Raw genomic sequence first — 25,368 nt, 5'->3', positions numbered from 1 at the left:
AACAACCGCACTTAGATTTTTACCGCCCAACCCTTGTGCTTGCTGGTTTTACCAATTCCCGGATTGAAACTATTAGTAGGATCCAGCTGACGATAAAACGCCTGCAGCTGCGGTTTCGCCTGATACAGATGTCCAACGTTATGCTCGGCAGGATACTCCGCGCCACGCTCGGCTAAAATCGCCAGCATCTTCTCTTTCAACGCATGCGCGTCGACGCCCTTTCTGACGATGTAATCCTGATGGAACACATGGCAGAAGAAGTGGCCGTAATAGAGACGGTGGCTGAGATCCTTATCAAACTCGGCGGGCAGGCGCTCAAACCACTCCTCATCGTTACGGCGCAGCGCAATATCCAACGCCAGAATATCTTCCACTTCGTCAGCATGCACCGCGTGATAGCGCACAGCCGCACCGGCAGCGGCAAAGCGATGCAGGAACGCGTGCGCGCCCTCTTTGGCATCGCAGGCGAAGAAGGCGCCGCCGCCTTCGCGGAAATATTCGGTCAGATACGCCTGCGCTTCAGCAACGCCGTCGCCGGACATCTTCAGCATCAGATGGTGTTCATATTTGTCGCGATACTGCTTCAGGCGTTTGGGCAGATGCGCCGGTAACCAGCCGCTGACGCGCTGCAACAGGCGATCGGTAAGATGCGGTTTTACCCAACTCAGCTTGCTCAGCCAGGCATCAATGCGGCCCTTAAGGGTAAAAAACAGCGGCATTTTATCGGTGCCGAGCTTGTCGATCATCACGAAGGTATCTTTGCCATACACCTCAGCGATATCGAAAATGTCGCGGTGCATATATTCACCCGCCACCGGCAGATGCGTAAATTCTGCCAGAATATGACGGCGAATATCGCCCAGCTCAGCCGGATCGTTAGTGCCGATATAAAATACCTGCTGTTGCGGTTCGGTAGGGAAGGTGTCGAGACGCACGGCAAATACCGCCAGCTTGCCCGCGCAGCCAGACGCTTCGAACAGGCGGCGCTCATCGGCATTAAAGCGCGCCGGGGTGTCGGCAGTGATATCGCGCACGCGCTCGGCATATTCATGATCGGAGGCGTGGCGCTCATCCCAACGCACATCGTTCTGCTGCCAGCGATCGTCATCCAAACGCCCCAACATCTCCTCCGGCGAATGGCCAAGATCGATGCCAAGATGGTTTACCAGCTTGAGTTTGCCGCTGGCATCAACCTGCGCGTACAGGGCCATTTCACTGTAGGCCGGACCGCGTTTGATCAACGAACCGCCTGAGTTATTACAGATTCCGCCCATTACCGATGCGCCGATACAGGAGGAACCGATAACAGAATGCGGCTCACGTCCTAACGGTTTCAGCACTTTTTCCAACTGATACAGCGTGCTGCCAGGGAAGGCGAGGATCTGTTTGCCGTCATCGATCAGCTGCAACTTATCCAGCCGCAAGGTGCTGATGATGACCACCGGACGATCGTAATCATTACCGTGCGGCGTGGAACCTTCCGTCAGACCGGTATTGGCGGCCTGCATTAAAATAATGGCATCGGCGCTAACCAGCGCTTGCAACGCACGCCATAACTCCAGCAGCGAGCCGGGAAAAATCACCGCCAGCGCGTCGCCTTCGCCCGAGCGAAAACCTTTGCGGTAGCGCGCGGTCTGTTCTGCATCGGTTAACAGGTGTGACGAACCCACCAGACGACGCAGTTCGGCGAGCAGAGTAGGGTGCGAAGTGTTGTTATTCATTGGCCTATCCTTGTCTTTAACATGGCGCTTCTACTGTAGCACGCGTCTGCGGTAGGGTCGCGGTGTGACATCGGCAGCTACCTGCTATCCTCATCTTGTGGCAAACTGCCCCGGTTATTTCGATATTGCGCAGTCACTTAAGAGAGCCCGACCTGATGAAATGGATTTACTCTGTTAGCCTCGCTGTTTCCTTAGCCATGCAACCTGCGTTTGCAGACGATTTGTTTGGCCCACATGCCATGACCGAGCAGGCGCGCGACGCCTTTGTTAATCAGCTGCTTAGCAAAATGACCCTTGATGAAAAAATCGGGCAGATGCGTTTGATTAGCGTCGGACCGGATACGCCGAAAACGGCGGTTCGCGACATGATTCAACACGGTCAGGTCGGGGCCATTTTTAATACCGTAACGCGACAGGATATTCGCGCCATGCAGGATCAGGTGATGCAGCTCAGCCGCCTGAAAATCCCGCTGTTCTTTGCCTATGACGTGGTGCACGGTCAGCGCACCATCTTCCCGATTCCGCTTGGCCTGGCGGCCAGCTGGGATCTGGATGCGGTGGCGGAAGTCGGGCGCATATCGGCCTATGAAGCGGCGGATGACGGCCTGAACATGACGTGGGCACCGATGGTGGATGTATCACGCGAACCGCGCTGGGGTCGCGTTTCGGAAGGTTTCGGTGAAGACACCTTCCTGACGTCACAAATGGGCGGCACCATGGTGAAGGCCATGCAGGGCAAAAGCCCGGCGGATCGCTTCAATATCATGACCAGCGTAAAGCACTTTGCGCTTTACGGTGCGGTGGAAGGCGGGCGTGATTACAACACCGTCGACATGAGCCCGCAGCGCATGTTCCAGGATTATCTGCCGCCGTACAAAGCCTCGCTTGATGCGGGCAGCGGCGGCGTGATGGTGGCGCTTAACTCGATCAACGGCACCCCGGCCACGGCCGATAGCTGGTTGCTGAAAGATCTGCTGCGCGGTGACTGGAAGTTTAAAGGCATTACCATTAGCGATCACGGCGCGATCAAAGAGCTGCTGAAACATGGTGTGGCCAGCGATCCGCAGGACGCGGTACGCATCGCCGTGAAATCGGGCGTCGATATGAGCATGAGTGACGAGTACTACAGCAAATATCTGCCGGGCCTGGTGAAAAGCGGCGCGGTGAGCATGGCGGAAGTTGATGATGCCGCGCGTCATGTGCTGAACGTCAAATATGATATGGGGCTGTTTAACGATCCTTATAGCCATTTAGGGCCAAAAGGCAGCGATCCGCAGGATACTAACGCCGAAAGCCGTTTGCATCGTGCCGAAGCGCGTGATGTGGCGCGTAAAAGTATTGTGCTGTTAAAGAACTGGCATGAAACGTTGCCGCTGAAGAAGGACGCCACCGTGGCGTTAGTGGGGCCGCTGGCAGACAGCCAACGCGACATCATGGGCAGCTGGTCAGCGGCGGGCGTCGCCAAACAATCGATTCCGCTGCTACAGGGCATGCGTAATGCGATGGCGGGCAAAGGCACCGTGCTGTATGCCAAGGGCGCAAACATCACTGACAACAAAGGCATTCAGGATTTCCTCAATCTGTACGAGCAGGCGGTGAGCGTGGATCAACGTTCGCCGCAGGCGCTGATTGACGAAGCGGTAGCACAGGCGAAAAAAGCCGATGTGGTGGTGGCTGCCGTCGGCGAAGCGCAGGGCATGGCGCATGAAGCCTCAAGCCGTAGCGATTTGGTGATCCCACCAAGCCAGCAAAAATTGCTGGCGGCGCTGAAAGCCACCGGCAAACCGCTGGTGATCGTGCTGATGAACGGCCGTCCGTTGACGGTGGTAAATGAAGATAAACAGGCTGATGCGATGCTGGAAACCTGGTTCAGCGGCACCGAAGGCGGTAACGCTATTGCCGATGTGCTGTTTGGTGACTACAACCCGTCGGGCAAACTGCCGGTTTCCTTCCCGCGTTCAGTGGGACAGATCCCGATTTATTACAACCATCTGCCAACCGGACGTCCTTACAACTTCGCCAAGCCGAACAAGTATACGTCGCACTATTACGACGCCATCAACGGCCCGCTTTATCCGTTTGGCTATGGCCTGAGCTACACCACCTTTAGCGTATCGCCGGTGAAGATGTCATCGCGTACCATGCCGCGTAATGGCTCGGTGGAGGCGTCAGTTACCGTGACCAACACCGGTAAACGCGATGGTGCTACCGTGGTGCAGCTGTATCTCAACGATCCGGTCGCCAGCATCAGTCGCCCGGTGCAGGAGCTGCGTGGTTTCCAGCGCATTATGCTGAAAGCCGGCGAATCGCAGACGGTGAAGTTTAAGATCGATGTTGATGCGCTGAAGTTCTGGAATCAGAAGATGCAGCAGGTGGCGGAGCCAGGCAAAATCAACGTGATGATTGGCCTGGATTCGGTGCGTACGCAAGATGCGCAGTTTGATTATTTATAGTCGCTGATGCACTTATGCCCTCACCCTAACCCTCTCCCGCAAGCGGGAGAGGGAACCGATGGGTGCGATTGTTGATATTTTGCTCGATCTTCCCCCTCGCCCGCTTGCGGGAGAGGGCCGGGGTGAGGGCCTAACCGCACAAATCGAAATCAATGAACATCCGCGACCGCATCCAACAGCAAGTCTTCCGCCTCAACGGCTTATCCCTCAACGAATTTGATATCTCGCAGCCACCCGGCGATCCGGGATTATTTGGCCCAGACCACGTCATCTGGCGCGTGCATGGTGACTTTGCCTCGATGCTTTGCGGCGGCATCAGCGCTTTAATGCTGCAAATGCTGCATCCGGCTGCACTGGCCGGCGTATGGGATCACTCCAACTTCCGTCAGGACATGATGGGGCGTTTGCGCCGCACCAGCCAATTTATCGCCGTCACCACTTTCGGCAACACCGCTGATGCCCATACCCTCATCGAACGCGTCAAACGTATTCATCTGCGCGTCACCGGCTGCGATAACGCGGGCAAGCCTTATGCCGCTAGCGATCCGCATCTGCTCACCTGGGTACACGTGGCGGAAACCAGCCGCTTTTTGGCGGCGCATCTGCGCTATAAAAATCCCCAGCTCAGCCAGGCCGAGCAGAATCGTTATTACCAGGAGGCGGCACGCGTTGCGGAAGCGCTTGGCGCTCAGCAGGTGCCGAAAAGCGTGCAGGCGGTAGAGGACTATTTACACATGATGCGCCCGGCGCTGATTTACGATGAACGAACGCGGGAAGTGTTGCAGCTATTAATCAACGCACCTGCGCCAAGCTGGCAGGCGAAACCCGCCATGCGCGTGATGCTAACAGCCGGTATGGGATTGCTGCCGCCGTGGGCACAGCAGCAGATCCAGCGGCCGATTGGGCCAGCGCATCAATGGCTGGTGGATAAAGAAATGGCGGTGATTGGCGGGTTGCTGCGCTGGTCAATTCAGCGCGGCGCTTACTCACGCGCTATGCAGCGCATGGGGCGCTGAGCATCAAGGGTGCGCATGCACTTTGAGAGTTTTACCCTTGTGTCACATGGCGCGAGTGCCGATCCTGCTCTATTCTCGGGGAAAATGGATTCCTCCAGGTAATATCGAGGCGCTATGACCCACCAACCTCTGATTGCTGAGGTGCCTAATCAGCAACACACATTAACCGCGATCGTCGAGCAGGATGCGCGCACGGCCTATTTTTATATCTGGCCTAACGATCTGTTTCGCAGCCAGTATGCGGTGCGCGGCTGCTGGCTACGTAATCTACTGCCTGCGCCAGCGCAGGAGGATCGTGAAGCGATGGAGCAGGGCATTGCGCCGCTGCTGAGTGCCGAATATTGCCGTACGCTGGAAGCCGAGCCGATGCTCGATCCGGCCGGATTGCAGATTCTGTGGGAACCCAGTGATGACGGGGCGGCGCTGTGGTATTACGGCCAGCTGCTGGCGGTGATCCCCGGCTGGAGCCTCTATCAGGACAAGCAGGTCAGTTTCTCCGCGGCCTGCATCAAAGAGAACCGCCTCACCGCGCCGCTCGGCTCCGCCTCCACCAATGATTACTACGCGCGTGCCGAACAGCAGCGCCACTTCTGGCGCGACTGGCACGATGGCCATCTATGGGATCGGGTGCAGCGCGAACTGATGCAGTGCTATCAGGCGCAGTTTGGCGAGTCGGTAAAATATTACGCCATCGATCAGGGCAGCTGGCCACCGATGGCCATTTCGCAGCACCTGCATCATGGCGTTTGGTACTTCGTGACCCTCGGCATGAGTATCCGGCCGATGCCGCAGGTGGATCATCTATTTGATGAGCTGGCACCGCAGTATCGTCGCGTTGAGCTGGCGATGGCGGTGGACGGCGAAGTGATGACCGAAGCCAATGCGGTGCAGATGGCCAGCGCGCTGGCGGAATTTGCACATTTACCGTGGGCGCGCCTCACCTGGATTGGTGAAGGGCATACGCTGGCGTCAGAAGTCGCGCCAGTGGGTTTTGAAAGCTTCCTGCTAGCCAATGATTTAGCGCCGGAAACCGCCCAGTTTCGTCTGCCGAAACGCGAGGGCGACCGGGTGAATTTGCTGTGGTCAACGCCGATTACCGAAGCCGAACGCCAGTTTGCCCAGGCGGACGATCGCGGTGGCCAGCAGCTGTTACAGCGTTTGCTGACGGAAGGCAACAATCACGTGTTTCGCCCGCGCCAGGAAGTGGTAGCGCCGCCCGCACCGTAAACCAGGTCGGCATACATGCCGACCCTACAATTTTAAATTATCACTCAAATCAACTATTTCACTTCTTTGTGATCTCGCTCACCTCAAGATCCTCATTAACACGCCGTTAACCTCGATCAGGCAACTCGCCAACCAGGGTAAGGGCACACAACATGTTAAAAACGACACAATCCCGTTTCACCGCGACGCTGGTCGCCTTTTTTGCGGTGCTGATGCTGGTTACCGTGCTGGTGATCAATCAGTTTATCGCACCGCAGCTCACGCAAAACGAGAGCCGTTTAGTGCGTTACGAAGTGGACGGCCTGGCCGGACGCATCGTAGAGCAGATGAACCGCGTACAAGCGCAGCAGCGTGCAATCACCGAAGCCGCAGGCGTGATGGATAGCGCTGCCATCGACACCTTGCTGCCCGCCTTAGTTAACCAGTATCAGGATAGCAACGTGTTTGGCGGCGGCATCTGGCCGTTGCCCAACCGCCGCGATCCCGCCAAAGAGAAAAACAGCTCGTTCTTCGCGCGTAACGCCAGTAACCAGCTGCAGGTCAATACCTACTGGAACTCGGATGCCGCCGACAAATACTGGGAGCAATCCTGGTACAAAGACGGTTTAGCTGCGCCGAAAGGACAGTGTGCCTGGGCGAAAGCCTATCAGGATGCGGCCAGCCCGCAGCCGCGTACTAACTGCGCGATGGCGATCTATCGCGATGGCAACGCATGGGGCGTAGCGACCATTGACGTGACGCTCGGCTTCTTTAACCAGCTGGCAAAACAGATGGGTGAAGCGATTAAAGGACGCGTGCTGATTGTTGAAGCCGACGGCAAAGTGGTTGGCAACGCCGCGCTGGTGGATGGCGCGCCGAAGCTGGAAAACCTTGCCGATACGCAGCTGCCGATGGCGGCGGCGCTGAAAGGTCTGTTAGCACAGGCGGGTAGCCAGCCGACGCAAACCACGTTTGCCGGTGAAGATGGCGAACACACGCTGTTCCTGCAGGCGATTGCCGGTAGTCCGTGGTATCTCGCCAGCGATGTGCCCTCCAGTTTGCTGGATGCGCAGACGCACAGCATGTTAACGCGCCTCGGCCTGGTGCAGATTCCGCTGGCGGTGATCCTGCTGCTGGTGCTGCTCGGTTTTGTGCGGGCGATGATGAAGCGTCTTGCCTTGCTGCATCGCAACATTGAAACGCTTTCAACCGGCGGTGCCGATCTGACGCAGCGTCTGCCGGCCAGCAACAGCCCGGAATTTAACGCGGTGGCGCAAAGCTTCAACCAGTTCATCTCCTATCTGCAAGGGCTGATGCGCCAGGTGGGGGATAGCGCGCTGGCGATTACTGCGGCTTCACGTGAAATCGCCAGCGGCAACGCCGATCTCTCGGCGCGAACCGAATCGCAGGCCAGCTCTATTGTCGAAACCGCCGCGTCGATGGAAGAGCTCACCGGCACGGTGCGCCAGAACGCCGACAACGCCACTCATGCCAATCAGCTGGCGGATGGTGCGTCACAGGTGGCGGCGCGCGGTACCGAAGTGGTGCGTCAGGTGGTCACGACCATGGGCGCGATCAACCAATCCTCACGTAAAGTGGTCGATATCATCAGCGTCATTGATAGTATCGCCTTCCAGACCAATATCCTGGCGCTCAACGCCGCGGTAGAAGCGGCGCGAGCGGGCGAGCAGGGCCGTGGATTTGCCGTGGTGGCATCGGAGGTGCGTAATCTGGCGCAGCGTTCGGCCAACTCCGCACGTGAAATTAAGAAGCTGATTGAGGAGTCGGTGGCCAATATCGATACCGGCAGCGATCTGGTGCAGCAGGCCGGGCAAACCATGGATGAGCTGATGCAGGGGGTTAGCAGCGTTACCACGTTGATGAGTGAGATCATGTCGGCGAGCCGCGAGCAGAGCATGGGGATCGATCAGGTCAACGTGGCGATTACTCAGCTGGATGGCAGCACCCAGCAGAACGCCGCACTGGTTGAGCAGGTTTCAGCCGCCGCTCAGGCGATGGAGCAGCAGAGCGTACAGCTGGAGCTGGTGGTGCAGAGCTTTAAACTTTAATCCTGTGCCAAACGGTGCGCATGGATGCGCACCCAACAATTGTAGGGTCGCCATTTATGGCATAATGTTGGGCAGTTAACAGATGAAAAACCTTCTTAACAAGCGCATATGTCGTAGCGGCGCAATTCATTGCGCGATAAATCGCGCCGCTACGGAATGTGCGGTGATTTGGTACCGTGCTTAACTGATCGATATTACGCCATGAATGGCGATCCGCTCACACTCTGCCCACATCTCCTCTGTTAACGCCTTTTTCCGCCTTTTTATGCTGAAACGCCCGCAGGCTGCTACGCTTTACGTTGCCCCCGTTAACGCACGGAATGTGCGCTATTTCCTCCATCAAACTTTTGGCGGTTGTGTACAATAGCTGCGAATTTTCCGAAGGAGTTGTCATGTCCGCCATTGAAGTTATTCTCGTTGACCACCTCGATCGTCCTATCGGCCAGATGGAAAAGCTGGAAGTGCATGAGAAAGGATTGCTGCATCGTGCGGTAACGGTTTACGTGTTCAATTCGCGCCATGAAGTGCTGTTACAACGCCGGGCCAGCGGTAAATATCACTGCGGTGGATTATGGAGTAACACCTGCTGCAGCCATCCTTATCCGCAGGAATCGACGCGCGATGCCGCCGAACGCCGTCTGCGTGAAGAGATGGGCATGAACCTGGCGCTGACGCCGGTGTTTGAGTTGAGCTATAACTTGCCGCTCAGCAACGGCTTAACTGAGCATGAGTATGGTCACGTGTTTTTTGCCATCAGCGATGAGCAACCGGAACTCAATCCGGATGAAGCCGATGCATGGTGCTATCGTTCGATTGCGCAAATTCAGCAGGAGATGGTAGAGAATCCCGAGCAGTTCACGCCGTGGTTCCTGCACACCTTCCCGCGCATCCCCAATACGCTCGGCGATTTCCGCCTGACCGCATAATGCTGGAGGTCGCCATCAATGGCGACCCTACGACGTGATGCAAGGTCGCCCTTGATGGCGACTCTGCGACGTGATGTAAGGTCGCCATTAATGGCGACCTCTGTTAATCAATCACTGAAAATCTTCCGCATCCACGTCGTAACCCGACGGCTCCCAGCGAATCGCCAGCAGCGCCAGTAAGCCAATCAGCGGGGCGAGGAAAATCACCCAGAACACGCCGGTGCCAAAGGCGGCGACCAGCAGCGGGAAAGCAAACAGCGACACGGTTGAACTCCCGCGCATCAGCGTCTGATTGAAACCCACGCCAACGCCCCGCAGCGAAGCGGGATAGCTCAGCGAGGCAAAGGTCATCGTATGCGAGCCGGGACCAAAGCCCTGGCCAAACAAGAACAGCGCCAGCATGGCAATCGCCACCGCGGCCTGTTCGCCACCTTCTGGACGACCAATCAGCGCCAGGCCCAGCAGCGCTATGCACTGGCAGGCATAACCGGCAACCGACATTTTCCACGCGCCAAGACGCGGCACCAGCCGCACCGCCAACAGACCGCCAACAAAAGCGAACAGCAGATTCAGCGCCAGCGACACCAGAATGGTGGTCAGCATCGATTGGGCAAAAAAGCTGGAGATTATCACCGGCAGGCCAAACGCCACCGCGTTATAGGCAAAGGAAGAAGCGATAGAGGTGACGGTCGCTAACAGGGTGCGACGGCGATAAACGCCCTGCAGCAGCGCGCCGTAGTTGCGCCAGCTGGCCTTACGCACCACCTTCTGCGGCGTTAAATCGGCATCCTCCGCCACCTGCGCATTGATGTTATAGGCGCTGCGCAGAATCTCCGCCGCACCTTTCAGGTTACCCTGATTGGCGGCCCAAATCGGCGATTCACTCATATAGCGGCTGCGAATGGCAATGATCAGTAGCGCCGGCACTGCGCCAAAACCCAGGATCAAGCGCCACAGCCAATCGGTGTGGGTTGCCGGCAGCACCGCATACAGCAGCAGTACCAGCAAATAGGAAATACTGATCGCCGCATACCATGTCGGGCACCACATCGCGATGCTGGCCGCTTTATTCCCTTGTCCGCGAAGCTTGGAGAACTCCGCCAGAAACGCCATCGCCACCGGTAAATCGATACCGACGCCCAAGCCCATCACGAAGCGCGCAGCGGCCAATACGTATTCGTTAGGTGCAAACGCACAGGCTAACGCCGCCACCACGAAGAAGAACATGTCGGCCATAAACACGCGATAGCGGCCAATTTTGTCAGTGAGATAGCCGCCGATCAAGGCACCGACTATCGCGCCAAATGTGATCGCCGAGGCCACCATGCCGGTGCCCGCTGGCGTGAGCTGGAACTCGCGCGTCACGTCTTTGATGCCAAAGGCGAGTGCGCCAAGATCGTAGGCGTCGAGGAACACGCCGCCCAGCGCAATGGCGATAACGATACGCGCATTGCTACGCGATTCGTTGCTGTTATTGACCAAACCAGAGACGTCGGCCGCGCTGCGGATCCATTTCGTCTCACCGCCTGGTGTATTCCCTGCCTGCGCGACATGCGCGGGAGAAGCTAAGTCGGACATGATGTTATGTAATTTATTGTAATGAGTGGGACTGTGAGAATAAGCCGCCGCCACGCCATTAAAAATTCCATTTGGTTATAAGTGCTGCGTTTGGGTTATAACCAGCGCGCTATTGATAGCAGAAAAAGAACGAAATGCAGCGCTTGACCGCACCCATCCGCTTTCGCCAGGCTACGCTTGATAGTCACACAATGAAAACAAATGAGGGAAGCACAATGATAAAGCAGGGGTTATTGGGGATGATGGCACTGGCGTTGAGCGTAAGTGCGGCACAGGCAGCGGACCCGGTAAAAGTCGGTTCCAAGATTGATACCGAAGGCTCGCTGCTGGGCAACATCATCCTGCAAGTGCTGGATAAGCATGGGGTGAAAACCGTCAATAAAATTCAGCTGGGGACCACTCAGGTGGTGCGCGGCGCCATTACGGCTGGTGAGCTGGATATCTATCCGGAGTATACCGGCAACGGTGCGTTCTTCTTCAACGATGAGAAAGACGCTGCGTGGAAAAACGCCCAGCAGGGCTATGAGAAGGTGAAAAAACTCGATAGCGAGAAAAATCACCTCGTGTGGCTGGCACCTGCGCCCGCGAACAACACCTGGACGATTGCGGTGCGCGGTGACGTGGCGCAGAAGAATAACCTCAATTCACTCGACGATTTGAGCGCCTATCTGAAAAAAGGCGGCACCTTCAAACTGGCGGCCTCGGCGGAATTTATCGAACGCAGCGATGCGCTGCCAGCATTTGAAAAAGCCTACAACTTCAAGCTGGAGCAGTCGCAACTGCTGTCGCTGGCCGGTGGCGACACCGCGGTGACCATCAAAGCCGCTGCACAGCAAACCTCGGGCGTGAATGCGGCGATGGCGTACGGTACCGACGGTCCGGTGGCGGCGCTGGGCCTGCAAACCCTCAGCGATCCGAAAGGCGTGCAGCCAATTTATGCGCCTGCGCCGGTGATTCGTGAAAGCGTCCTCAAGCAATATCCCGACATTGGCAACTGGCTGCAGCCGGTATTCAGCAAGCTGGATGAGAAAACCCTGCAGCAGCTGAATGCGCAGATTGCTGTCGATGGCCAGGATGCCAGCCAGGTGGCGAAACAGTGGCTACAGCAGAATAAGTTGTTGTAAGCAGTGCTGTCGCTGTTACTCAGACCACGCCAGCAGCCGGTGCTGCTGGTGTTAACCACGCTTATCACGCTGGCGCTATTTGCCTTGCCGCTTCTGAGCTTTGCGGCCAATCGGCTGGTTTCCGGCCAGCCGCTGCTGTTTTGGCAGGTGTCGAACAGCTGGCTGGTATTGCTGCCGCTACTGTGGCTGTGGCAAGGATTATGGTGGCCCGCACGCCGCCTTAGCGCGGTGATGGTGCTGCTGGATGCCGAAATCCTGCTGGCGCTGCTCTTCTGGCTGGCGGGAAATCAGGCCACCGAGCTGGCCAACAGCGGCAGTCCGCTGGCGCGCACCGCGTTTGGCAGCGGCCTATGGTGCGCGGCTGCGCTGTCACTGCTGCTGGCGGCGGAAGCGGTGCGTCAGATCACGCGCAGTACGCCGTGGCGCATCGTACTCAACCTGCAACTCTGGCTGCTGCCGCTACTGCTTCTGCTCAGCGGTCATCTCGATCGGCTCTCTCTCCTGAAAGAGTACGCCAACCGGACGGCGGTATTTGACGCGGCCTTCACTCAGCATTTGTGGCTGCTTGGCGGCACGCTGCTGCCAACAGTGCTCATCGGTTTGCCGCTCGGTCTGGCGATTGCTCGCCGTCCGCGCTGGCAAAATGCCGCCTTCAGCGTGCTTAATCTGATTCAGACTGTGCCATCGGTGGCGCTGTTTGGGTTGCTGATTGCGCCGCTGGCCGGCTTGGTGGCGCACTTTCCCGTGCTGGCGCGCTGGGGGATTAGCGGCATCGGCATTGCACCGGCGCTGATTGCCCTGGTGCTGTATGCGCTGCTGCCGCTGGTGCGCAGCGTAGTGGCCGGCTTGCAGCAGGTGCCGCAGGAGGTGCGTGAAACTGCACGCGGTATGGGCATGAGCGCGTGGCAGCAGTTCTGGCACGCCGAGCTGCCGCTGGCGCTGCCGGTGTGGCTTTCTGGCTTGCGCGTGGTCGTGGTGCAAACCGTTGGCCTGGCGGTGGTGGCGGCTTTGATTGGCGCGGGCGGGTTCGGTGCCATTGTTTTTCAGGGATTGCTCAGCAGCGCGCTGGATCTGGTGCTGCTTGGCGTGATTCCGGTTGTGGCGCTGGCGGTGATTTTTGATGCGCTGCTGCGTTTACTGTCGGCATTGCTGGAGAGACGTCATGATTGAATTTCACCAGGTGAGCAAAGTGTTCGCCGGGAAAGAGGCGATACGTAACTTATCGCTAAAGATTGAGAAGGGCAGTTTTACCGTGTTGATTGGCACCTCGGGTTCCGGTAAATCCACCACGCTGAAGATGATCAACCGCTTGGTGGAGCACGATAGCGGGGAAATCCGCTTTGCCGGCGAACCCATTGAGCGCATGGATGCACGCGCCTTACGTCGCCGCATCGGTTACGCCATTCAGTCGATAGGCCTGTTCCCGCACTGGAACGTCGCCCGGAACATTGGCACCGTGCCGGCGCTGCTCGGCTGGCCACAGGCGAAGATCAATCAACGCGTCGAGGAACTGCTGGTGCTGCTCAATCTCGATAGCCATCTGGCAACGCGCATGCCGCATCAGCTTTCAGGCGGACAGCAGCAGCGCGTGGGGGTGGCGCGTGCGCTGGCGGCCGATCCGGAACTGCTGCTGATGGACGAACCGTTCGGCGCGCTCGATCCGGTCAATCGTCTGGCGCTGCAACACGAGATGCTGCGCATCCAGAAAATGACCGGCCGCACCGTGGTGCTGGTGACGCACGACATTGACGAAGCGCTCACGCTGGCCGATCAATTGGTGCTGATGGACGGTGGTGAAATTGTGCAGCAGGGCAGACCGATTGATTTGCTGACGCAGCCGGTGAATGACTTTGCCCGCGAATTCTTTGGTCGCAGCGAGTTGGGCGTACGTTTGCTGGCATTGGGGCGTGCAGGCAGTGCCGCCCGACGCGGCGAGTGGCTTGATGCCGAGCCGATAGCGGCATCACTGACGCTGCGTGAAGCGCTATCGCAGTTTATTGCGCGCCGCACCGACAAACTCCCGGTGGTTGATCAGCAGCAACAGCCGCTTGGCGTGCTGCACTTTAGCGATCTGCTGCGCCAGCGGGAGGCGAGCTGATGCGCCTGTTACGCGATCCGCTCTACTGGCTGCTGGCGGCCTTTCTGCTGTTGCTGTGGGGATTGCCGCACAGCGGTCCGCTGTTTGCGCACTGGTTCCCCCAGCTTGAGCGTCCACTCTATCAGCAGGAGAGTTTCTGGCGACTGGCGCTGGCGCATCTGGCGCTGGTGGTGAGCGGCAGCCTGCTGGCATTGGTGGTGGGCGTGGGCTGCGCGGTGTTTGCCACTCGTCATGCCGGGCGCGCATTTCGTCCGTTACTGGAAACGGTGGCCGCGGCAGGTCAGACGTTTCCACCGGTGGCGGTGCTGGCGATTGCGGTGCCGGTGATGGGATTTGGCGCAACGCCCGCGATCATGGCGCTATTTCTCTACGCGCTGCTGCCGATCCTGCAGGGCACGCTGGCGGGATTAGATAGCGTTCCGGCCAGCAATCGCGAAATTGCCATGGGCCTTGGCATGGGGCCATGGCGACGTCTGTGGCAGATTGAGCTGGCGCTGGCTGCGCCGGTGATCATGGCGGGGGTGCGGACGTCGGTAATGATCAGCATCGGCACCGCGACCATCGCCTCCACGGTGGGAGCTGAGAGCCTGGGGTCGCCGGTGATTATTGGCCTGAGCGGTTTTAACACCGCGTACGTCATTCAGGGGGCGCTGCTGGTGGCGCTGCTGGCGTTGATTTGCGATCGCCTGCTAGAGCGCGTGCAGCGCAAACTTAGTTGGTATGCACAATAAGGCTGTAGCCGACCAGCATCATGCCGCCCATGCCGCCAATTGCCATAATGGCAAACAGAGAACCGACAAGCAGTTTATTCCAGTTCATAACGGGACCTGAAAAAAGAAATTGAGGGCGGCATCATAACGCGCACACCTGGCCAGGCAAAGGCCGTGTGTGCGATTTTTACTTACGCGGGATCGTGCAGGTGGATGGCAAAACCTTGTGCCTGCCAATGTTCAAACTGCTCAATCTGGCGACGCGTCGGCTTTTTACCGGTCCAGATAAACAGGTTTTGTCCGGGGAACAGTTCAGGCCGCGGCATGTCGAGCGGCTCTGCCAGCACATCCATACGCCAGCCCTGCTGCGACAAGCGCCAGGCCTCCAGCCAGATACGGGTGCGATCTTCCACGCCCCAGCCAATCATCAGCGCATCTTTTCCGGCTTTCTTGCGTGCGCCTGTCAAACAAAACGTCACATAATCAATCAAGGCGCCATCAAGCAGGCTGCACATCGTGCGCGCGGTGTTTTGATCTAAGCCCAGGCGCTGACGAACCGGCACGAACACGTGATCGATCAGCGCATCAACCGGATGTTCCCGGCCGATGGTGGCAATTTTCGCGCGCAGTTTTGCCGGACGAACGTGACGCAACACGCTCATCAACTCTTCCTGCAGGGCGCTCCAGCCGTCATGTGCATTAACGGTTTCGCCTTCCAGCAACGCTTTTACCTTGCCAACAGGCACGCCACTCTCTATCCAGCGTTTTATCTCTTCAATACGCTGAACATCTTCATCATCAAATTGCCGATGACCACCTTCGGTGCGCTGGGGTTTTAACAGACCGTAACGTCGCTGCCATGCGCGAAGCGTTACCGGGTTGATTCCACAGCGTTCGGCAACATCCCCGATACTGTATAAGGCCATAGTGCCCTCGAAAATTCTGACCTGCATTACAACACCTTAACCCCCCAACTTGGGTTGTACAACGATTTTTTAGTTGTACAACTTGACCGTGTGGCGGATTCGTAGTGTTATCTCATATATGAGATTTAATTCCCAAAAGTGAGAGGTTAACATGTCTGTGACGGATACCGACGACCGTTTGGCGTCGCGACTGGCCGAATTACGTGTACAACGCGGTTGGTCATTAGATGAATTAGCGATGGCGACCGGCATCAGTCGGGCATCATTGTCGCGCATTGAACGCGCCGAAACTAGCCCCACAGCCGCTTTGCTTAATCGGCTATGCGTGGCCTACGGATTGACCATGTCGCGCCTGCTAAGTGAAGTGGAAGAAGAGGCGGCGCTGCTGCTAAAAGCAGATCAACAGCCGGTTTGGCATGACGATGCCAGCGGTTTCCAGCGCCGCAACGTATCGCCACCCGCCAACCACTTTAAAGCGGAGCTGGTGGAAGGCGTGCTTCGTCCCGGTGCGCGCATTGAATACGACGCGCCGCCGGTGCAGGGGCTGGAGCAGCATATCTGGCTGCAATCAGGCGAGCTTACCATCAGCATGGATGCTCAGCGCTGGACACTACACGCGGGCGATTGCCTGCGCTTTCATCTCACTGGCAAATCCACCTTCGCAGCCCATCACGAAGGCGGTGCGCGCTATTTTTTAGTGGTATGCAAACCATGAATGATATCGAACTGTTAAGCGCCACCCAGGCGCAGCCGCTGCTGGCGGCATTGTGTGATGTATTACAGGCGTGCGTGGCCGATGGCGCCAGCGTGGGCTTTATTGATGCGCACGATCGCTCGGCGATTGAGCGCTTCTGGCAGGATAAAATCTTCAGCCTGGCGAGCGGCGACAATCAGCTGCTGGTGGCGTATCAGCAGGGTGTGATTATGGCAACGGTACTGGTGGGTTTCAGCGCGATGCCGAATGGGCGTCATCGCGCTGAAATCAGCAAGTTGCTGGTGCATCCCCGCGCGCGACGTCAGGGCATTGCGCGTCGCCTGATGCAGCAGGCGGAACAGCTGGCAGCGCAGCAGGGGAAAACCCTGCTGGTGCTGGATACCCGCAGCGGTGACGTGGCAACCACATTGTATTTGTCGATGGATTGGCACATTGCCGGGTCAATTCCGTTCTATGCGGAGTCAACCGAAGGTGTGCTGGATGCGACTACGGTGATGTATAAGGTGTTGCGCTGATTTTCCCCTCACCCTAACCCTCTCCCGCAAGCGGGCGAGGGAACCGATCGGAGCGAGCATGTGGCAGCATCTCCCTCTCCCTGTGGGAGAGGGCCGGGGTGAGGGCATCAGGCCGCACAATCCCAAAATGCACCAACTCAGTGCGCCGCATCCGCCTCGGCAATCCCCAGCGCCTGCATAAACAAACGGATAATCGGATTTATTTTGCGGCCCTTTTTCATGATCAAACAAAACGGGTTTTCGCGGCGAATCGACTCATCGCCCAGTTCGCATAATTGACCGCGCGCAATAAACGCGGCGGCATAATGCTCGGGTAAATAACCAATAAAATGGCCGGTTAAAATCAGCATCGCCACCGATTCGACCTGTACCGCTTGCGCACCGCTCTCCTGCAAAGGAATGATGCGACGATCGTCACGCGGGGTCACATATAAATGATTAATAATCTTCTGCTCACGTAATGTTTCCAGCGATATATTTTTATCATGTGATCCTGAATATAAAGGATGTGACATGGAGCAATATAATTTTGAATATTCCTTATAAAGCGGGAAGTAATCAAAGTCGCTTTTCATTTCATAAACCGGGGCAATGCCACAATGAAAACGACCTTCGCTGATGCCGCGCTCAATATCATCTAATTGCGCGGTTTGCAGGCGGATTTGTACCTTTGGCGCTTTCTGGTGCAGCTGTTGCACCGCCGCGGTGACCGGGGATTGCGCATCGGAAATGGTGTTATCGACGACGCAAATGGCAATATCGCCCAGCAGTTCGTTGCGGCTATTGTGCAGCCGCTCACGAAACAGATTCAGCGACACGAACAGCTCTAGCGTGGCTTGATACACGTTAATGCCGTATTGCGTCAGCTCAAAACCTTCGCGCCCGCGGCTGCACAACGTCATGCCGAGACGTATCTCTAAATCGGAAACCTGTTTACTGATGGCCGCCAGACCAATATTCAATTCGTGACTGGCAGCGGTTAATCCGCCGGCTTCCACCACGCATTTAAATACGCGCAGCAATTTTAAATCGATATTACTCAGTGCCAGAACCGCATTATCACTACGATTATTTGCATTGTTTCCGGACTGGGAAACTTTACTTTCCATTTTTGCTATTCAACTCCGGAATAATTGCGGTAATTGTACAGTGAACCTGAAATGCGCGGTATTTACTAGTTTGTTCATAAAATAAGTTTTTATTATCGCTAGTGGCGCATCCATATCTTTTTCATATTGCTGATGATTATCTGTAAGGGGAAATAGCATGTCTGATAATGCCGAACTGTTATGGGGCGCGCGTTTTAAAGCGGCACCGGCGGCGAGTTTAACCGCGCTGTCTCGTAGCCCGGATTATTATTTTGCGCTGGCACCTTACGATCTGGCGGGCTGCCGGGCGCATGCCCGTGAGCTGGCGCGCGGCGATCTGCTGAGCGCAGAAGAACTCAGCACCATGCTGGCAGCGATTGACGCATTGGATGCCGATTATCGTGCCGGTCAGCTGCATCCGATTGCCGCCGATGAAGATGTGCACACCTTTATCGAACGCGCGCTCACCGAACGCTTAGGGTCGCTCGGCGGCAAGCTACGCGCCGGACGTTCGCGTAACGATCAAACCGTCAACGATCTGCGTCTCTATCTGCGCGATAACGGCCGCAAGGTGGTGAGTGCACTGCTGGCATTGCAGCAGGCGCTGGTGGAGCAGGCGGCGCAGCACACCGAAAGCGTCGCGCCCGGTTTTACCCATTTGCAGCAGGCGCAGCCGATTGTGTTTGGTCACCAGCTGCTGGCCCATGCGCAATCTTTTGCTCGCGACATCGAACGCATGCAGGATTGGGATCGCCGCAGCGCGCGCTGTCCACTCGGCGCCGCCGCCATGGCCGGTTCCGCCATTGCGCGTCAGCCGGCGCAAGCCGCCGCCGATCTTGCCTACCTCGCGCCGTGCGAAAACTCGATTGATGCCGTTGCCAGCCGCGACTACGCCGCTGAATTCCTGTTTGTCACCAGCATGATCGGCATCAACCTGTCGCGCCTGTGCGAAGAGGTGTGCATGTGGGCCTCGCGCCAGTTCCGCTGGGTGGAGCTGCACGACAGCTACGCCACCGGCAGCTCAATCATGCCACAAAAGAAAAACCCGGATATCGCCGAGCTGACGCGTGGTCGCTCTGGCCGCCTGGTTGGCAACCTGATGGCGCTGCTGACCACCATGAAAGCGATGCCGCTCTCCTACAACCGCGATCTCAGCGATGACAAGCGCAACGTGATTGATGCGGTAGATACCCTGCTGCTGGTGCTGCCGGCGATGGCCGGGATGATGGCAACGCTAACGTTCAATACCGAGGTGATGCGCGAGCAGGCGCCAGATGGCTTTACGCTGGCGACGGAAGTGGCCGACTGGCTGGCGATGCACGGCGTGCCGTTCCGCGAGGCGCATGAGATCACCGGACAGCTGGTGCAGCTGTGCGAGCGCGAAAACTGCGGGCTGTCGGATCTCAGCGATGCGCAGCTGCAGACGGTAGACGCCCGCTTAACGCCAGAGGTGCGCCACGCCCTGACGCTGGAAGCCGCACTGGCGGCGCGCAGCGGTTACGGCGGCACCGCGCCGGCACGGGTGCGTGAGCAACTGGCGCGTCTGCAAACCCTGATGCAGGACCAGCAGCGCTGGACCGAAGATTACGCTGGCCCGCGCGCCTGAGGAGGCTTTTATGTCGTCAACGCCTATTGAGCCGAGTTTAAACAACAGCCGCGAGCAGACGCATTACGATCTCGATCGCTATCAGGTGGTGCCACGCCGCTACTACGGCCGCATAACGGCGTCGGCGGTGATTCTGATCCTGTTAGCGCTGCTGGTGAATGCGTTTGCCCACGGCAATATTGAGTGGTCATTTGTAGCGCAGTTCTTCACCGCGCAGGCGATTCTCAACGGCGTGGTGAATACGCTGATCATGTCGGTGCTGGCGATGGGGCTTGGCGTGCTGTTCGGCGTGATCACCGCCATCATGTATATGTCGCCGAATCCGGTGCTGCACTACATCGCCGTTGGCTATGCATGGATCTTCCGCGGTACGCCGCTGATTTTGCAGCTGCTGCTGTGGTTCAACCTCGCGCTGGTGTTTCCCACCATCAGCATTCCCGGTCTGTTCAGCGTGCAAACCGTCACCTTTATGACGCCATTCCTCGCCGCGCTGCTTGGGTTGAGCATCAATCAGGGGGCGTACACCTCGGAAGTGGTGCGTGCCGGATTGTTGTCAGTGGATACCGGACAGTACGAAGCGGCGAAAGCCATCGGCATGCCGCGTCTGCAGGCGCTGCACCGCATCATTCTGCCACAGGCGATGCGCGTGATTCTGCCGCCGGTCGGCAACGAATTTATCAGCATGATCAAAACCACCAGTCTCGCCAGCATGATTCAGTACTCCGAATTGCTCTACAACACGCAAACCATCTACTTCGCCAACGCGCGCGTAATGGAGCTGCTGTTCGTGGCGGGCATCTGGTACCTGATAGTGGTCACGCTGCTGTCGTTTGGGCAAAGCAGACTGGAACGTTACTTCTCACGCGGCCATCGTCAGCGTCAGTAAGCAGGAGCCAAACATGAGAAACATCGTGCGCGCCGTGAAGGTGAACAAATATTTCGACCAGTTCCACGCCCTAAAGGATGTCAGCCTCGAAGTGAACTACGGCGAGGTGATGTGCATCCTCGGCCCGTCCGGTTCCGGCAAAAGCACCTTTTTGCGCTGTATCAATCAGCTGGAAAAGGTCGATAAAGGCGGGATTTGGGTCGACAACGAACTGGCGGGCTATCGCATCGCTGGCAACAAATTGCATGCCTTAAGCGACAAGCAGATTGCGCGTCAGCGCCTGCAAACCGGCATGGTTTTCCAGCGCTTCAATCTCTTCCCGCACAAAACCGCGCTGGAGAACATCATCGAAGGGCCGTGTCGCGTGCTGCTGCGCCCGAAGCGTGAAGCCTGCGAAGAGGCGATGGCGCTGCTGGAGCGCGTGGGCATGGCGCATAAAGCGCATGACTATCCGCAGTCGCTCTCCGGCGGCCAGCAGCAGCGCGTGGCGATTGCCCGCGCGCTGGCGATGAAACCCAAACTAATGCTGTTTGACGAACCCACTTCGGCACTGGATCCGGAGATGGTGGGCGAAGTGCTGGCGGTGATGCGTCAGCTGGCAAAAGAGGGCACCACCATGCTGGTGGTCACCCACGAAATGGGCTTTGCCCGTGAGGTGGCCAATCAGGTGGTGTTTATGGATGAGGGACGCATTATCGAGCAGGGCGCACCGGAAGACATTCTGCTGAACCCGCAAAATCCACGGATGAAAAACTTTATTAACGCGATTCTTCTTTAACGTGACCGGGGTGAATATGAAAAAGCTGTTATTGAGTGCCATCAGTGCCGCCGTGCTGCTGCAATCGTCTGCCTGGGCAGATATCGCCGTGCCTGCCGCCATCAAAGAGAAAGGGCTGACGGTAGCGATCATGCCGAACTATCCGCCAATGGATTTCAAAGATCCGGCCACCAACCAGCTAACCGGGGTGGATTACGATCTCGGCCAGGCGATTGGTGAAAAACTCGGTGTGAAGATCAACTGGCAGGAGATCGCCTTTGAACAGATGGTGAACGCGGTAGTAACCAAGCGCGTCGATCTGGTGATGTCCGGCATGACCGACACCAAAGAGCGCCAGCAGGTAGTGAATTTTATCGACTACTTCAAAACCGGCCCGCAGTTCTATACCCAAACCGCGCGCAGCGATATCAATAGCGCGATGGATCTGTGCGGTAAGAAAGTCGGCACCAGCCGTCGCACCACCTTCCCGTTAGAAATTGCCAACTGGTCTAAAGCCCACTGCGAGGCGGCTGGCAAGCCCGCCATCATCGTGGTCGGCGCCGAAGGTACCGCCGATGCGCGCACCCAGCTGCGTCAGAACCGTCTGGATGGCGTGGTGCAGGGCAGCGAAACCCTGCCGTACATCATGGATCTGGAGAAGGGCAAATATAAGCCGCTCGATAAAGCCTTCTCCTTCCAGTACACCGGCATGGCGGTGGGCAAAGATGCGGGCGAACTGACCACGGCAATTCAGGCAGCGATTGATGCCATGATCGCCGATGGCTCTTACCAGAAAATCCTCGGCAAATGGGGCCTGGCCGATAACGGCGTGACCAAGGCAACGGTCAACCAGGGCTAAAGGAGCGAGCAGATGCAACAACCGGGCGCAGTGCGCTGGCCGCAGGGAAAACGCGGCTGTATGGCGCTGGCGTTTGACCTCGACGGTCCCACCGGCGATGCCATGTTGAATGGCAGCCTGTGGTCAACGCCAGAGTATTTCACCTTTGGAGCCTACGGGCCGTACCGCGCGCTCGGGCGTCTGCTCGACCTGCTGCGCGCCTTCCAGATTCCCGCCACCTTTTTCGTTCCGGCGTGGGTGGTGGAGCAGTGGCCGCAGCAGTGTCAGGCGATTATCGAACAGGGCCACGAAGTGGCCTATCACGGCTATCGCCACGAATCGTTCTGGTCGATCTCGCCGGATGAACAACGCGCAGTAATGGCGAAGTCCGCTGAGATTTTTAAACAGTATCTCGGCATCACCGCCTGCGGTTTTCGCACGCCATCGGGCGACTGGCATGCCGAAACGCCGCAGATTCTGCGCGACGCGGGTGTGATCTACTCCAGCAGCATGCGCGGTGACGATCGTCCCTACAGCATTCCGGTGGCGGGGTATACGCCGCTGGTGGAGATTCCCGGCAAGTGGGAGATGGACGATTACGCCTCGCTGGCTTATACGCGCCAGCCCGATTTCCCCAAAGGCGGCGATCGTATCGCCAGCTATGCGCACACGCGCGATAACTGGCAGCGCGAGTTTGATGGCGCGATGGATGAGGGCTTGTGCCTCACCACGCTGTTCCACCCGAAAATCTCCGGCCAGCCGGGACGACTTTTGCTGCTGGAGCAGCTGTTTGAACAGATGACGGCGCGCGATGACGTGTGGTTTGCGCGCTGCGACGCAGTGGCGCAGTGGTATCTGCAGGAGCAACAGCATGACTGAACCTTCACGCTGGCCGCTGGGCTTCCAGTCGGCGGCGATCCTCACCATCGATTTCAACGATATCCACGGCATTCTCACCCAGGCACCGGCGGTGGCGGGGCGCGATAAAACCCTGTCGGTGTGGCGTTACGGCACGCTGCGCGGCGTCGATCGCCTGCTGGCGCTGCTGGCGGAAAAGCAACTCAAAGCCAGCTGGTGCATGCCGGCGATGGTTGCCGAAGAGCAGCCGGAATTAGTGCAGCGCATGGTGGCGGATGGCCATGAAATCGCCTGTAGCGGCGATGGGCATGAAGATTTCTCGGCTTTAACGCTGGAGCAGCAGATCGCCAGCGTGACGCGCGGTTGTGACAAGCTGGCGCAGCTCACCGGTCGCGCCATCACCGGTTTTCGCACGCCCGCCGGACAGTGGAAACCAGGGCTGGCGCAGGCGCTGGTTGAGCGGGGCATCCGCTGGTCATCGAGCTGGCGCGGCGACGATTTGCCGTACTTCCATCCCGGCACGCGCTTAGTTGAGCTGCCGATGCACTACACGCTGGAAGATGAGCCGTACTTTGCTTTTAATCTCAGCCCGGCGATCCCGCCAGGCCAATCGCGCATCGCGCCCTACGGTGAAACGCTGGCGAACATGACGCAGGATTTTCACGGCTTCCACCGCTTTGGTCTGTGCTATTTGCTGCGGCTGCATCCGGAAATCATCGGTACCGCCGGACGCATTGGCCTGCTGCGTTCGCTGCTCGACACGCTGCAACAGCACAACGTGTGGATCGCCACCGCTGAGCAGGTGGCGGCGCACTGGCAGACGCAGCCGGAGAACGATTTCTCGCATCCGGCGGAGGTGTTCAGCCGCATCATTGGAGTTGCATATGACGAGCACGCTTGATCAACTGGCAGCCTTTATCGCCGAAACCCGTTTTGCGCAATTGCCTGCGCCGCTGGTGGAGCAGGCGAAACGCCATCTGTTGGATACGCTCGGCGCTTCACTGGCGGGCTGCGATAGCCCGATTTGGCGTGAGTGTCTGGCACTGGTCAATGCTGAAGGGGGACGCGAAGAGGCGCAGGTTTGGGGCTGCGCGCAGCAGGTCAATGCGCGTCAGGCGGCGTGGCTGAACGGCGTGGCGGCGCACATGTATGAACTGGATGATACCGGCGGTTGCGATCACTCCGGTGCGGTGGTGATCCCGGCGCTGCTGGCGGCACTGCCGCTGGCGACGCAGCCGGTGGATGGGCAGGCGCTGATCGTTGCGATGATAATTGGCTATGATGTTGGCCGCCGGGTGCTGGAAGCCTGCGGCGGCTATTCTGCTCATAACGGTGCGGGCTGGCATTCCACCGCCAGCTGCGGCGTGTTTGGTGCGGCAGCGGCGGTCTGTTCGCTGCTGCAGTTAAATCGCGCACAGAGTGCTTCAGCGTTGGGGATTGCCGCCAGCTTTAGCGGCGGTTTATGGGGCTTTATCCACGACGGTTCGCACACCAAAAAACTGCATGCCGCGCGTGCCGCAGAAGGCGGCGTGCAGGCGGCATTGCTGGCGCAGCGCGGCATTAACGGGCCTGCCGCGGTATTCGAGGATCGCTGGGGCGGTTTTCTGCAAACCGTAGCGCCAGAAACGCAGCAGCCGCAGGCGCTGACGGCGGATCTTGGCGAGGTGTGGAAGCTGGCGCGCTGCTCAATCAAGCCGTACGCTTCGTGCCGTGGCACCCATGCGGCGATTGATGCGCTGAATATATTGCTGCAACAGCATGATGTGCGCGTGGAGCAGATTGCGCGCATCGTGGTGGGGGTGAATTCGTTCCTGCTGGAGATGTGCGGCGGACGCGAGCTGCGCAGTCTGGCAGCGGCGCAAATGAGCTTGCCCTATGCGCTGGCAGCGCGCGCGCTGTATGGCTCGGCGGAGCTGGCGAGCTATGACGACGCTAAACGCCTGCATCCGGATGTGGAAGCGCTGCTGGCGCGGATTGAGCTGGTGATTGATGAGCAGCAGAGCCGCGACGACGAGCCGTGGGTGCGGCTAGAAACGCAGCAGGGCGCACAGTGGCAGCAGCATGTACCGGTGCCATCGGGCGCGCCGACCAATCCGTTAAGCCTTGAGGCGCTGTTGACGAAGTACCGCAGTCTGGCGGGGCGCGTGCTGCCGCTGCCGCAGGTCGAACAGCTGGAAGCGGTGTGTCTGGAATTGGATGAAGTGGCCGACGTACGCGAAGTGGTGGGGCTGTTGGCTGTGAGGTGATTTTTCCCTCACCCTAACCCTCTCCCGCAAGC

Annotated in this window: 22 protein-coding genes; 18 read left to right on the top strand and 4 right to left on the bottom strand. The window is 58.1% G+C overall.

The genetic code is table 11. The features are described 5' to 3' along the window. Nucleotides 1-11 precede the first annotated feature (11 nt). Nucleotides 12-1,721, bottom strand: a complete 1,710-nt coding sequence (gene dld, locus AAGR08_RS12680) for a D-lactate dehydrogenase (RefSeq protein WP_345827036.1) — start codon at nt 1,719-1,721, stop codon at nt 12-14. Between the two features lie 155 nt (nt 1,722-1,876). Between dld and bglX the strand changes: the two genes are divergently transcribed. From bglX to idi, 5 genes are all read left to right on the top strand, one after another. Then, entirely contained in the window at nt 1,877-4,174 is a 2,298-nt protein-coding gene (gene bglX, locus AAGR08_RS12675; RefSeq protein ID WP_097094486.1) for a beta-glucosidase BglX, read from the top strand. 152 nt (nt 4,175-4,326) lie between these two features. After that, nucleotides 4,327-5,190 (top strand): oxygenase MpaB family protein, encoded by an 864-nt coding sequence (locus AAGR08_RS12670; protein WP_345827035.1) that lies wholly within the window; start codon nt 4,327-4,329, stop codon nt 5,188-5,190. A 114-nt stretch (nt 5,191-5,304) separates the two neighbouring features. After that, entirely contained in the window at nt 5,305-6,417 is a 1,113-nt protein-coding gene (locus AAGR08_RS12665; RefSeq protein ID WP_345827034.1) for a suppressor of fused domain protein, read from the top strand. A 152-nt stretch (nt 6,418-6,569) separates the two neighbouring features. Continuing rightward, nucleotides 6,570-8,465, top strand: coding sequence for a methyl-accepting chemotaxis protein (locus AAGR08_RS12660; protein WP_345827033.1), 1,896 nt, complete (start codon nt 6,570-6,572; stop codon nt 8,463-8,465). A gap of 392 nt (nt 8,466-8,857) precedes the next feature. Further along, the gene (gene idi / locus AAGR08_RS12655) at nt 8,858-9,391 is read left to right on the top strand and encodes an isopentenyl-diphosphate Delta-isomerase (protein WP_345827032.1); all 534 of its coding nucleotides are present in this window, start codon (nt 8,858-8,860) and stop codon (nt 9,389-9,391) included. 111 nt (nt 9,392-9,502) lie between these two features. On the opposite strand, the gene AAGR08_RS12650 is transcribed toward idi, so the two are convergent. Next, complete coding sequence (locus tag AAGR08_RS12650) at nt 9,503-10,969, bottom strand: MFS transporter (protein WP_345827031.1); 1,467 nt, start codon at nt 10,967-10,969, stop codon at nt 9,503-9,505. 215 nt (nt 10,970-11,184) lie between these two features. On the opposite strand from AAGR08_RS12650, the gene AAGR08_RS12645 reads away from it, so the two are divergent. The 4 genes from AAGR08_RS12645 to AAGR08_RS12630 are packed head-to-tail and all read left to right on the top strand — an operon-like array spanning nt 11,185 to nt 14,922. Then, complete coding sequence (locus AAGR08_RS12645) at nt 11,185-12,093, top strand: ABC transporter substrate-binding protein (protein WP_097094481.1); 909 nt, start codon at nt 11,185-11,187, stop codon at nt 12,091-12,093. Nucleotides 12,094-12,096: 3 nt separating this feature from the next. Then, on the top strand, nt 12,097-13,263 hold the full coding sequence (locus AAGR08_RS12640; protein ID WP_097094480.1) for an ABC transporter permease: 1,167 nt from the start codon (nt 12,097-12,099) through the stop codon (nt 13,261-13,263). Then, nucleotides 13,256-14,191, top strand: a complete 936-nt coding sequence (locus AAGR08_RS12635) for an ABC transporter ATP-binding protein (protein WP_345827030.1) — start codon at nt 13,256-13,258, stop codon at nt 14,189-14,191. Before AAGR08_RS12640 ends, AAGR08_RS12635 begins: the two co-directional genes overlap by 8 nt. Next, entirely contained in the window at nt 14,191-14,922 is a 732-nt protein-coding gene (locus AAGR08_RS12630) for an ABC transporter permease (protein WP_345827029.1), read from the top strand. The genes AAGR08_RS12635 and AAGR08_RS12630 overlap by 1 nt, the downstream gene beginning before the upstream one ends. 170 nt (nt 14,923-15,092) lie before the next feature. Here AAGR08_RS12630 and AAGR08_RS12625 read toward each other — a convergent pair whose 3' ends face one another. Beyond that, entirely contained in the window at nt 15,093-15,827 is a 735-nt protein-coding gene (locus AAGR08_RS12625; protein ID WP_345829913.1) for a MerR family transcriptional regulator, read from the bottom strand. A gap of 151 nt (nt 15,828-15,978) precedes the next feature. On the opposite strand from AAGR08_RS12625, the gene AAGR08_RS12620 reads away from it, so the two are divergent. After that, entirely contained in the window at nt 15,979-16,542 is a 564-nt protein-coding gene (locus AAGR08_RS12620) for an XRE family transcriptional regulator (protein WP_097094477.1), read from the top strand. Continuing rightward, complete coding sequence (locus AAGR08_RS12615; protein WP_097097565.1) at nt 16,539-17,057, top strand: GNAT family N-acetyltransferase; 519 nt, start codon at nt 16,539-16,541, stop codon at nt 17,055-17,057. Before AAGR08_RS12620 ends, AAGR08_RS12615 begins: the two co-directional genes overlap by 4 nt. Nucleotides 17,058-17,194: 137 nt before the next feature. Here AAGR08_RS12615 and AAGR08_RS12610 read toward each other — a convergent pair whose 3' ends face one another. After that, the gene (locus tag AAGR08_RS12610; RefSeq protein ID WP_097094476.1) at nt 17,195-18,166 is read right to left on the bottom strand and encodes a LysR family transcriptional regulator; all 972 of its coding nucleotides are present in this window, start codon (nt 18,164-18,166) and stop codon (nt 17,195-17,197) included. A 157-nt stretch (nt 18,167-18,323) separates the two neighbouring features. On the opposite strand from AAGR08_RS12610, the gene argH reads away from it, so the two are divergent. From argH to AAGR08_RS12575, 7 genes are read left to right on the top strand one after another with little or no spacing between them, the layout of a single operon-like run. After that, nucleotides 18,324-19,751, top strand: coding sequence for an argininosuccinate lyase (gene argH / locus AAGR08_RS12605; protein WP_345827028.1), 1,428 nt, complete (start codon nt 18,324-18,326; stop codon nt 19,749-19,751). Nucleotides 19,752-19,761: 10 nt separating this feature from the next. After that, a complete protein-coding gene (locus AAGR08_RS12600; RefSeq protein ID WP_097094474.1) occupies nt 19,762-20,637 on the top strand; it encodes an amino acid ABC transporter permease in 876 nt (291 codons plus the stop codon). A gap of 13 nt (nt 20,638-20,650) precedes the next feature. After that, entirely contained in the window at nt 20,651-21,415 is a 765-nt protein-coding gene (locus AAGR08_RS12595) for an amino acid ABC transporter ATP-binding protein (protein WP_097094473.1), read from the top strand. Between the two features lie 16 nt (nt 21,416-21,431). Further along, the gene (locus AAGR08_RS12590) at nt 21,432-22,253 is read left to right on the top strand and encodes an ABC transporter substrate-binding protein (RefSeq protein ID WP_097094472.1); all 822 of its coding nucleotides are present in this window, start codon (nt 21,432-21,434) and stop codon (nt 22,251-22,253) included. 12 nt (nt 22,254-22,265) lie between these two features. After that, on the top strand, nt 22,266-23,111 hold the full coding sequence (locus AAGR08_RS12585; protein WP_345827027.1) for a polysaccharide deacetylase: 846 nt from the start codon (nt 22,266-22,268) through the stop codon (nt 23,109-23,111). Continuing rightward, entirely contained in the window at nt 23,104-23,991 is an 888-nt protein-coding gene (locus AAGR08_RS12580) for a polysaccharide deacetylase (RefSeq protein WP_345827026.1), read from the top strand. The genes AAGR08_RS12585 and AAGR08_RS12580 overlap by 8 nt, the downstream gene beginning before the upstream one ends. Continuing rightward, on the top strand, nt 23,975-25,336 hold the full coding sequence (locus AAGR08_RS12575) for an MmgE/PrpD family protein (RefSeq protein ID WP_345827025.1): 1,362 nt from the start codon (nt 23,975-23,977) through the stop codon (nt 25,334-25,336). The genes AAGR08_RS12580 and AAGR08_RS12575 overlap by 17 nt, the downstream gene beginning before the upstream one ends. Nucleotides 25,337-25,368: the final 32 nt, after the last annotated feature.

The organism is Pantoea sp. BRR-3P, assembly GCF_039621635.1.
Classification (GTDB): domain Bacteria; phylum Pseudomonadota; class Gammaproteobacteria; order Enterobacterales; family Enterobacteriaceae; genus Pantoea; species Pantoea floridensis.
This window is presented reverse-complemented; position numbering and strand designations above follow the sequence as displayed.

What these genes read in the sequence shown, in the direction of transcription:
- dld (WP_345827036.1), bottom strand. Translation starts at nt 1,721, where the DNA reads ATGAATAACAACACTTCGCACCCTACTCTGCTCGCCGAACTGCGTCGT.
- bglX (WP_097094486.1), top strand. Translation starts at nt 1,877, where the DNA reads ATGAAATGGATTTACTCTGTTAGCCTCGCTGTTTCCTTAGCCATGCAA.
- AAGR08_RS12670 (WP_345827035.1), top strand. Translation starts at nt 4,327, where the DNA reads ATGAACATCCGCGACCGCATCCAACAGCAAGTCTTCCGCCTCAACGGC.
- AAGR08_RS12665 (WP_345827034.1), top strand. Translation starts at nt 5,305, where the DNA reads ATGACCCACCAACCTCTGATTGCTGAGGTGCCTAATCAGCAACACACA.
- AAGR08_RS12660 (WP_345827033.1), top strand. Translation starts at nt 6,570, where the DNA reads ATGTTAAAAACGACACAATCCCGTTTCACCGCGACGCTGGTCGCCTTT.
- idi (WP_345827032.1), top strand. Translation starts at nt 8,858, where the DNA reads ATGTCCGCCATTGAAGTTATTCTCGTTGACCACCTCGATCGTCCTATC.
- AAGR08_RS12650 (WP_345827031.1), bottom strand. Translation starts at nt 10,969, where the DNA reads ATGTCCGACTTAGCTTCTCCCGCGCATGTCGCGCAGGCAGGGAATACA.
- AAGR08_RS12645 (WP_097094481.1), top strand. Translation starts at nt 11,185, where the DNA reads ATGATAAAGCAGGGGTTATTGGGGATGATGGCACTGGCGTTGAGCGTA.
- AAGR08_RS12635 (WP_345827030.1), top strand. Translation starts at nt 13,256, where the DNA reads ATGATTGAATTTCACCAGGTGAGCAAAGTGTTCGCCGGGAAAGAGGCG.
- AAGR08_RS12630 (WP_345827029.1), top strand. Translation starts at nt 14,191, where the DNA reads ATGCGCCTGTTACGCGATCCGCTCTACTGGCTGCTGGCGGCCTTTCTG.
- AAGR08_RS12625 (WP_345829913.1), bottom strand. Translation starts at nt 15,827, where the DNA reads ATGGCCTTATACAGTATCGGGGATGTTGCCGAACGCTGTGGAATCAAC.
- AAGR08_RS12620 (WP_097094477.1), top strand. Translation starts at nt 15,979, where the DNA reads ATGTCTGTGACGGATACCGACGACCGTTTGGCGTCGCGACTGGCCGAA.
- AAGR08_RS12615 (WP_097097565.1), top strand. Translation starts at nt 16,539, where the DNA reads ATGAATGATATCGAACTGTTAAGCGCCACCCAGGCGCAGCCGCTGCTG.
- AAGR08_RS12610 (WP_097094476.1), bottom strand. Translation starts at nt 18,166, where the DNA reads ATGGAAAGTAAAGTTTCCCAGTCCGGAAACAATGCAAATAATCGTAGT.
- argH (WP_345827028.1), top strand. Translation starts at nt 18,324, where the DNA reads ATGTCTGATAATGCCGAACTGTTATGGGGCGCGCGTTTTAAAGCGGCA.
- AAGR08_RS12600 (WP_097094474.1), top strand. Translation starts at nt 19,762, where the DNA reads ATGTCGTCAACGCCTATTGAGCCGAGTTTAAACAACAGCCGCGAGCAG.
- AAGR08_RS12595 (WP_097094473.1), top strand. Translation starts at nt 20,651, where the DNA reads ATGAGAAACATCGTGCGCGCCGTGAAGGTGAACAAATATTTCGACCAG.
- AAGR08_RS12590 (WP_097094472.1), top strand. Translation starts at nt 21,432, where the DNA reads ATGAAAAAGCTGTTATTGAGTGCCATCAGTGCCGCCGTGCTGCTGCAA.
- AAGR08_RS12585 (WP_345827027.1), top strand. Translation starts at nt 22,266, where the DNA reads ATGCAACAACCGGGCGCAGTGCGCTGGCCGCAGGGAAAACGCGGCTGT.
- AAGR08_RS12580 (WP_345827026.1), top strand. Translation starts at nt 23,104, where the DNA reads ATGACTGAACCTTCACGCTGGCCGCTGGGCTTCCAGTCGGCGGCGATC.
- AAGR08_RS12575 (WP_345827025.1), top strand. Translation starts at nt 23,975, where the DNA reads ATGACGAGCACGCTTGATCAACTGGCAGCCTTTATCGCCGAAACCCGT.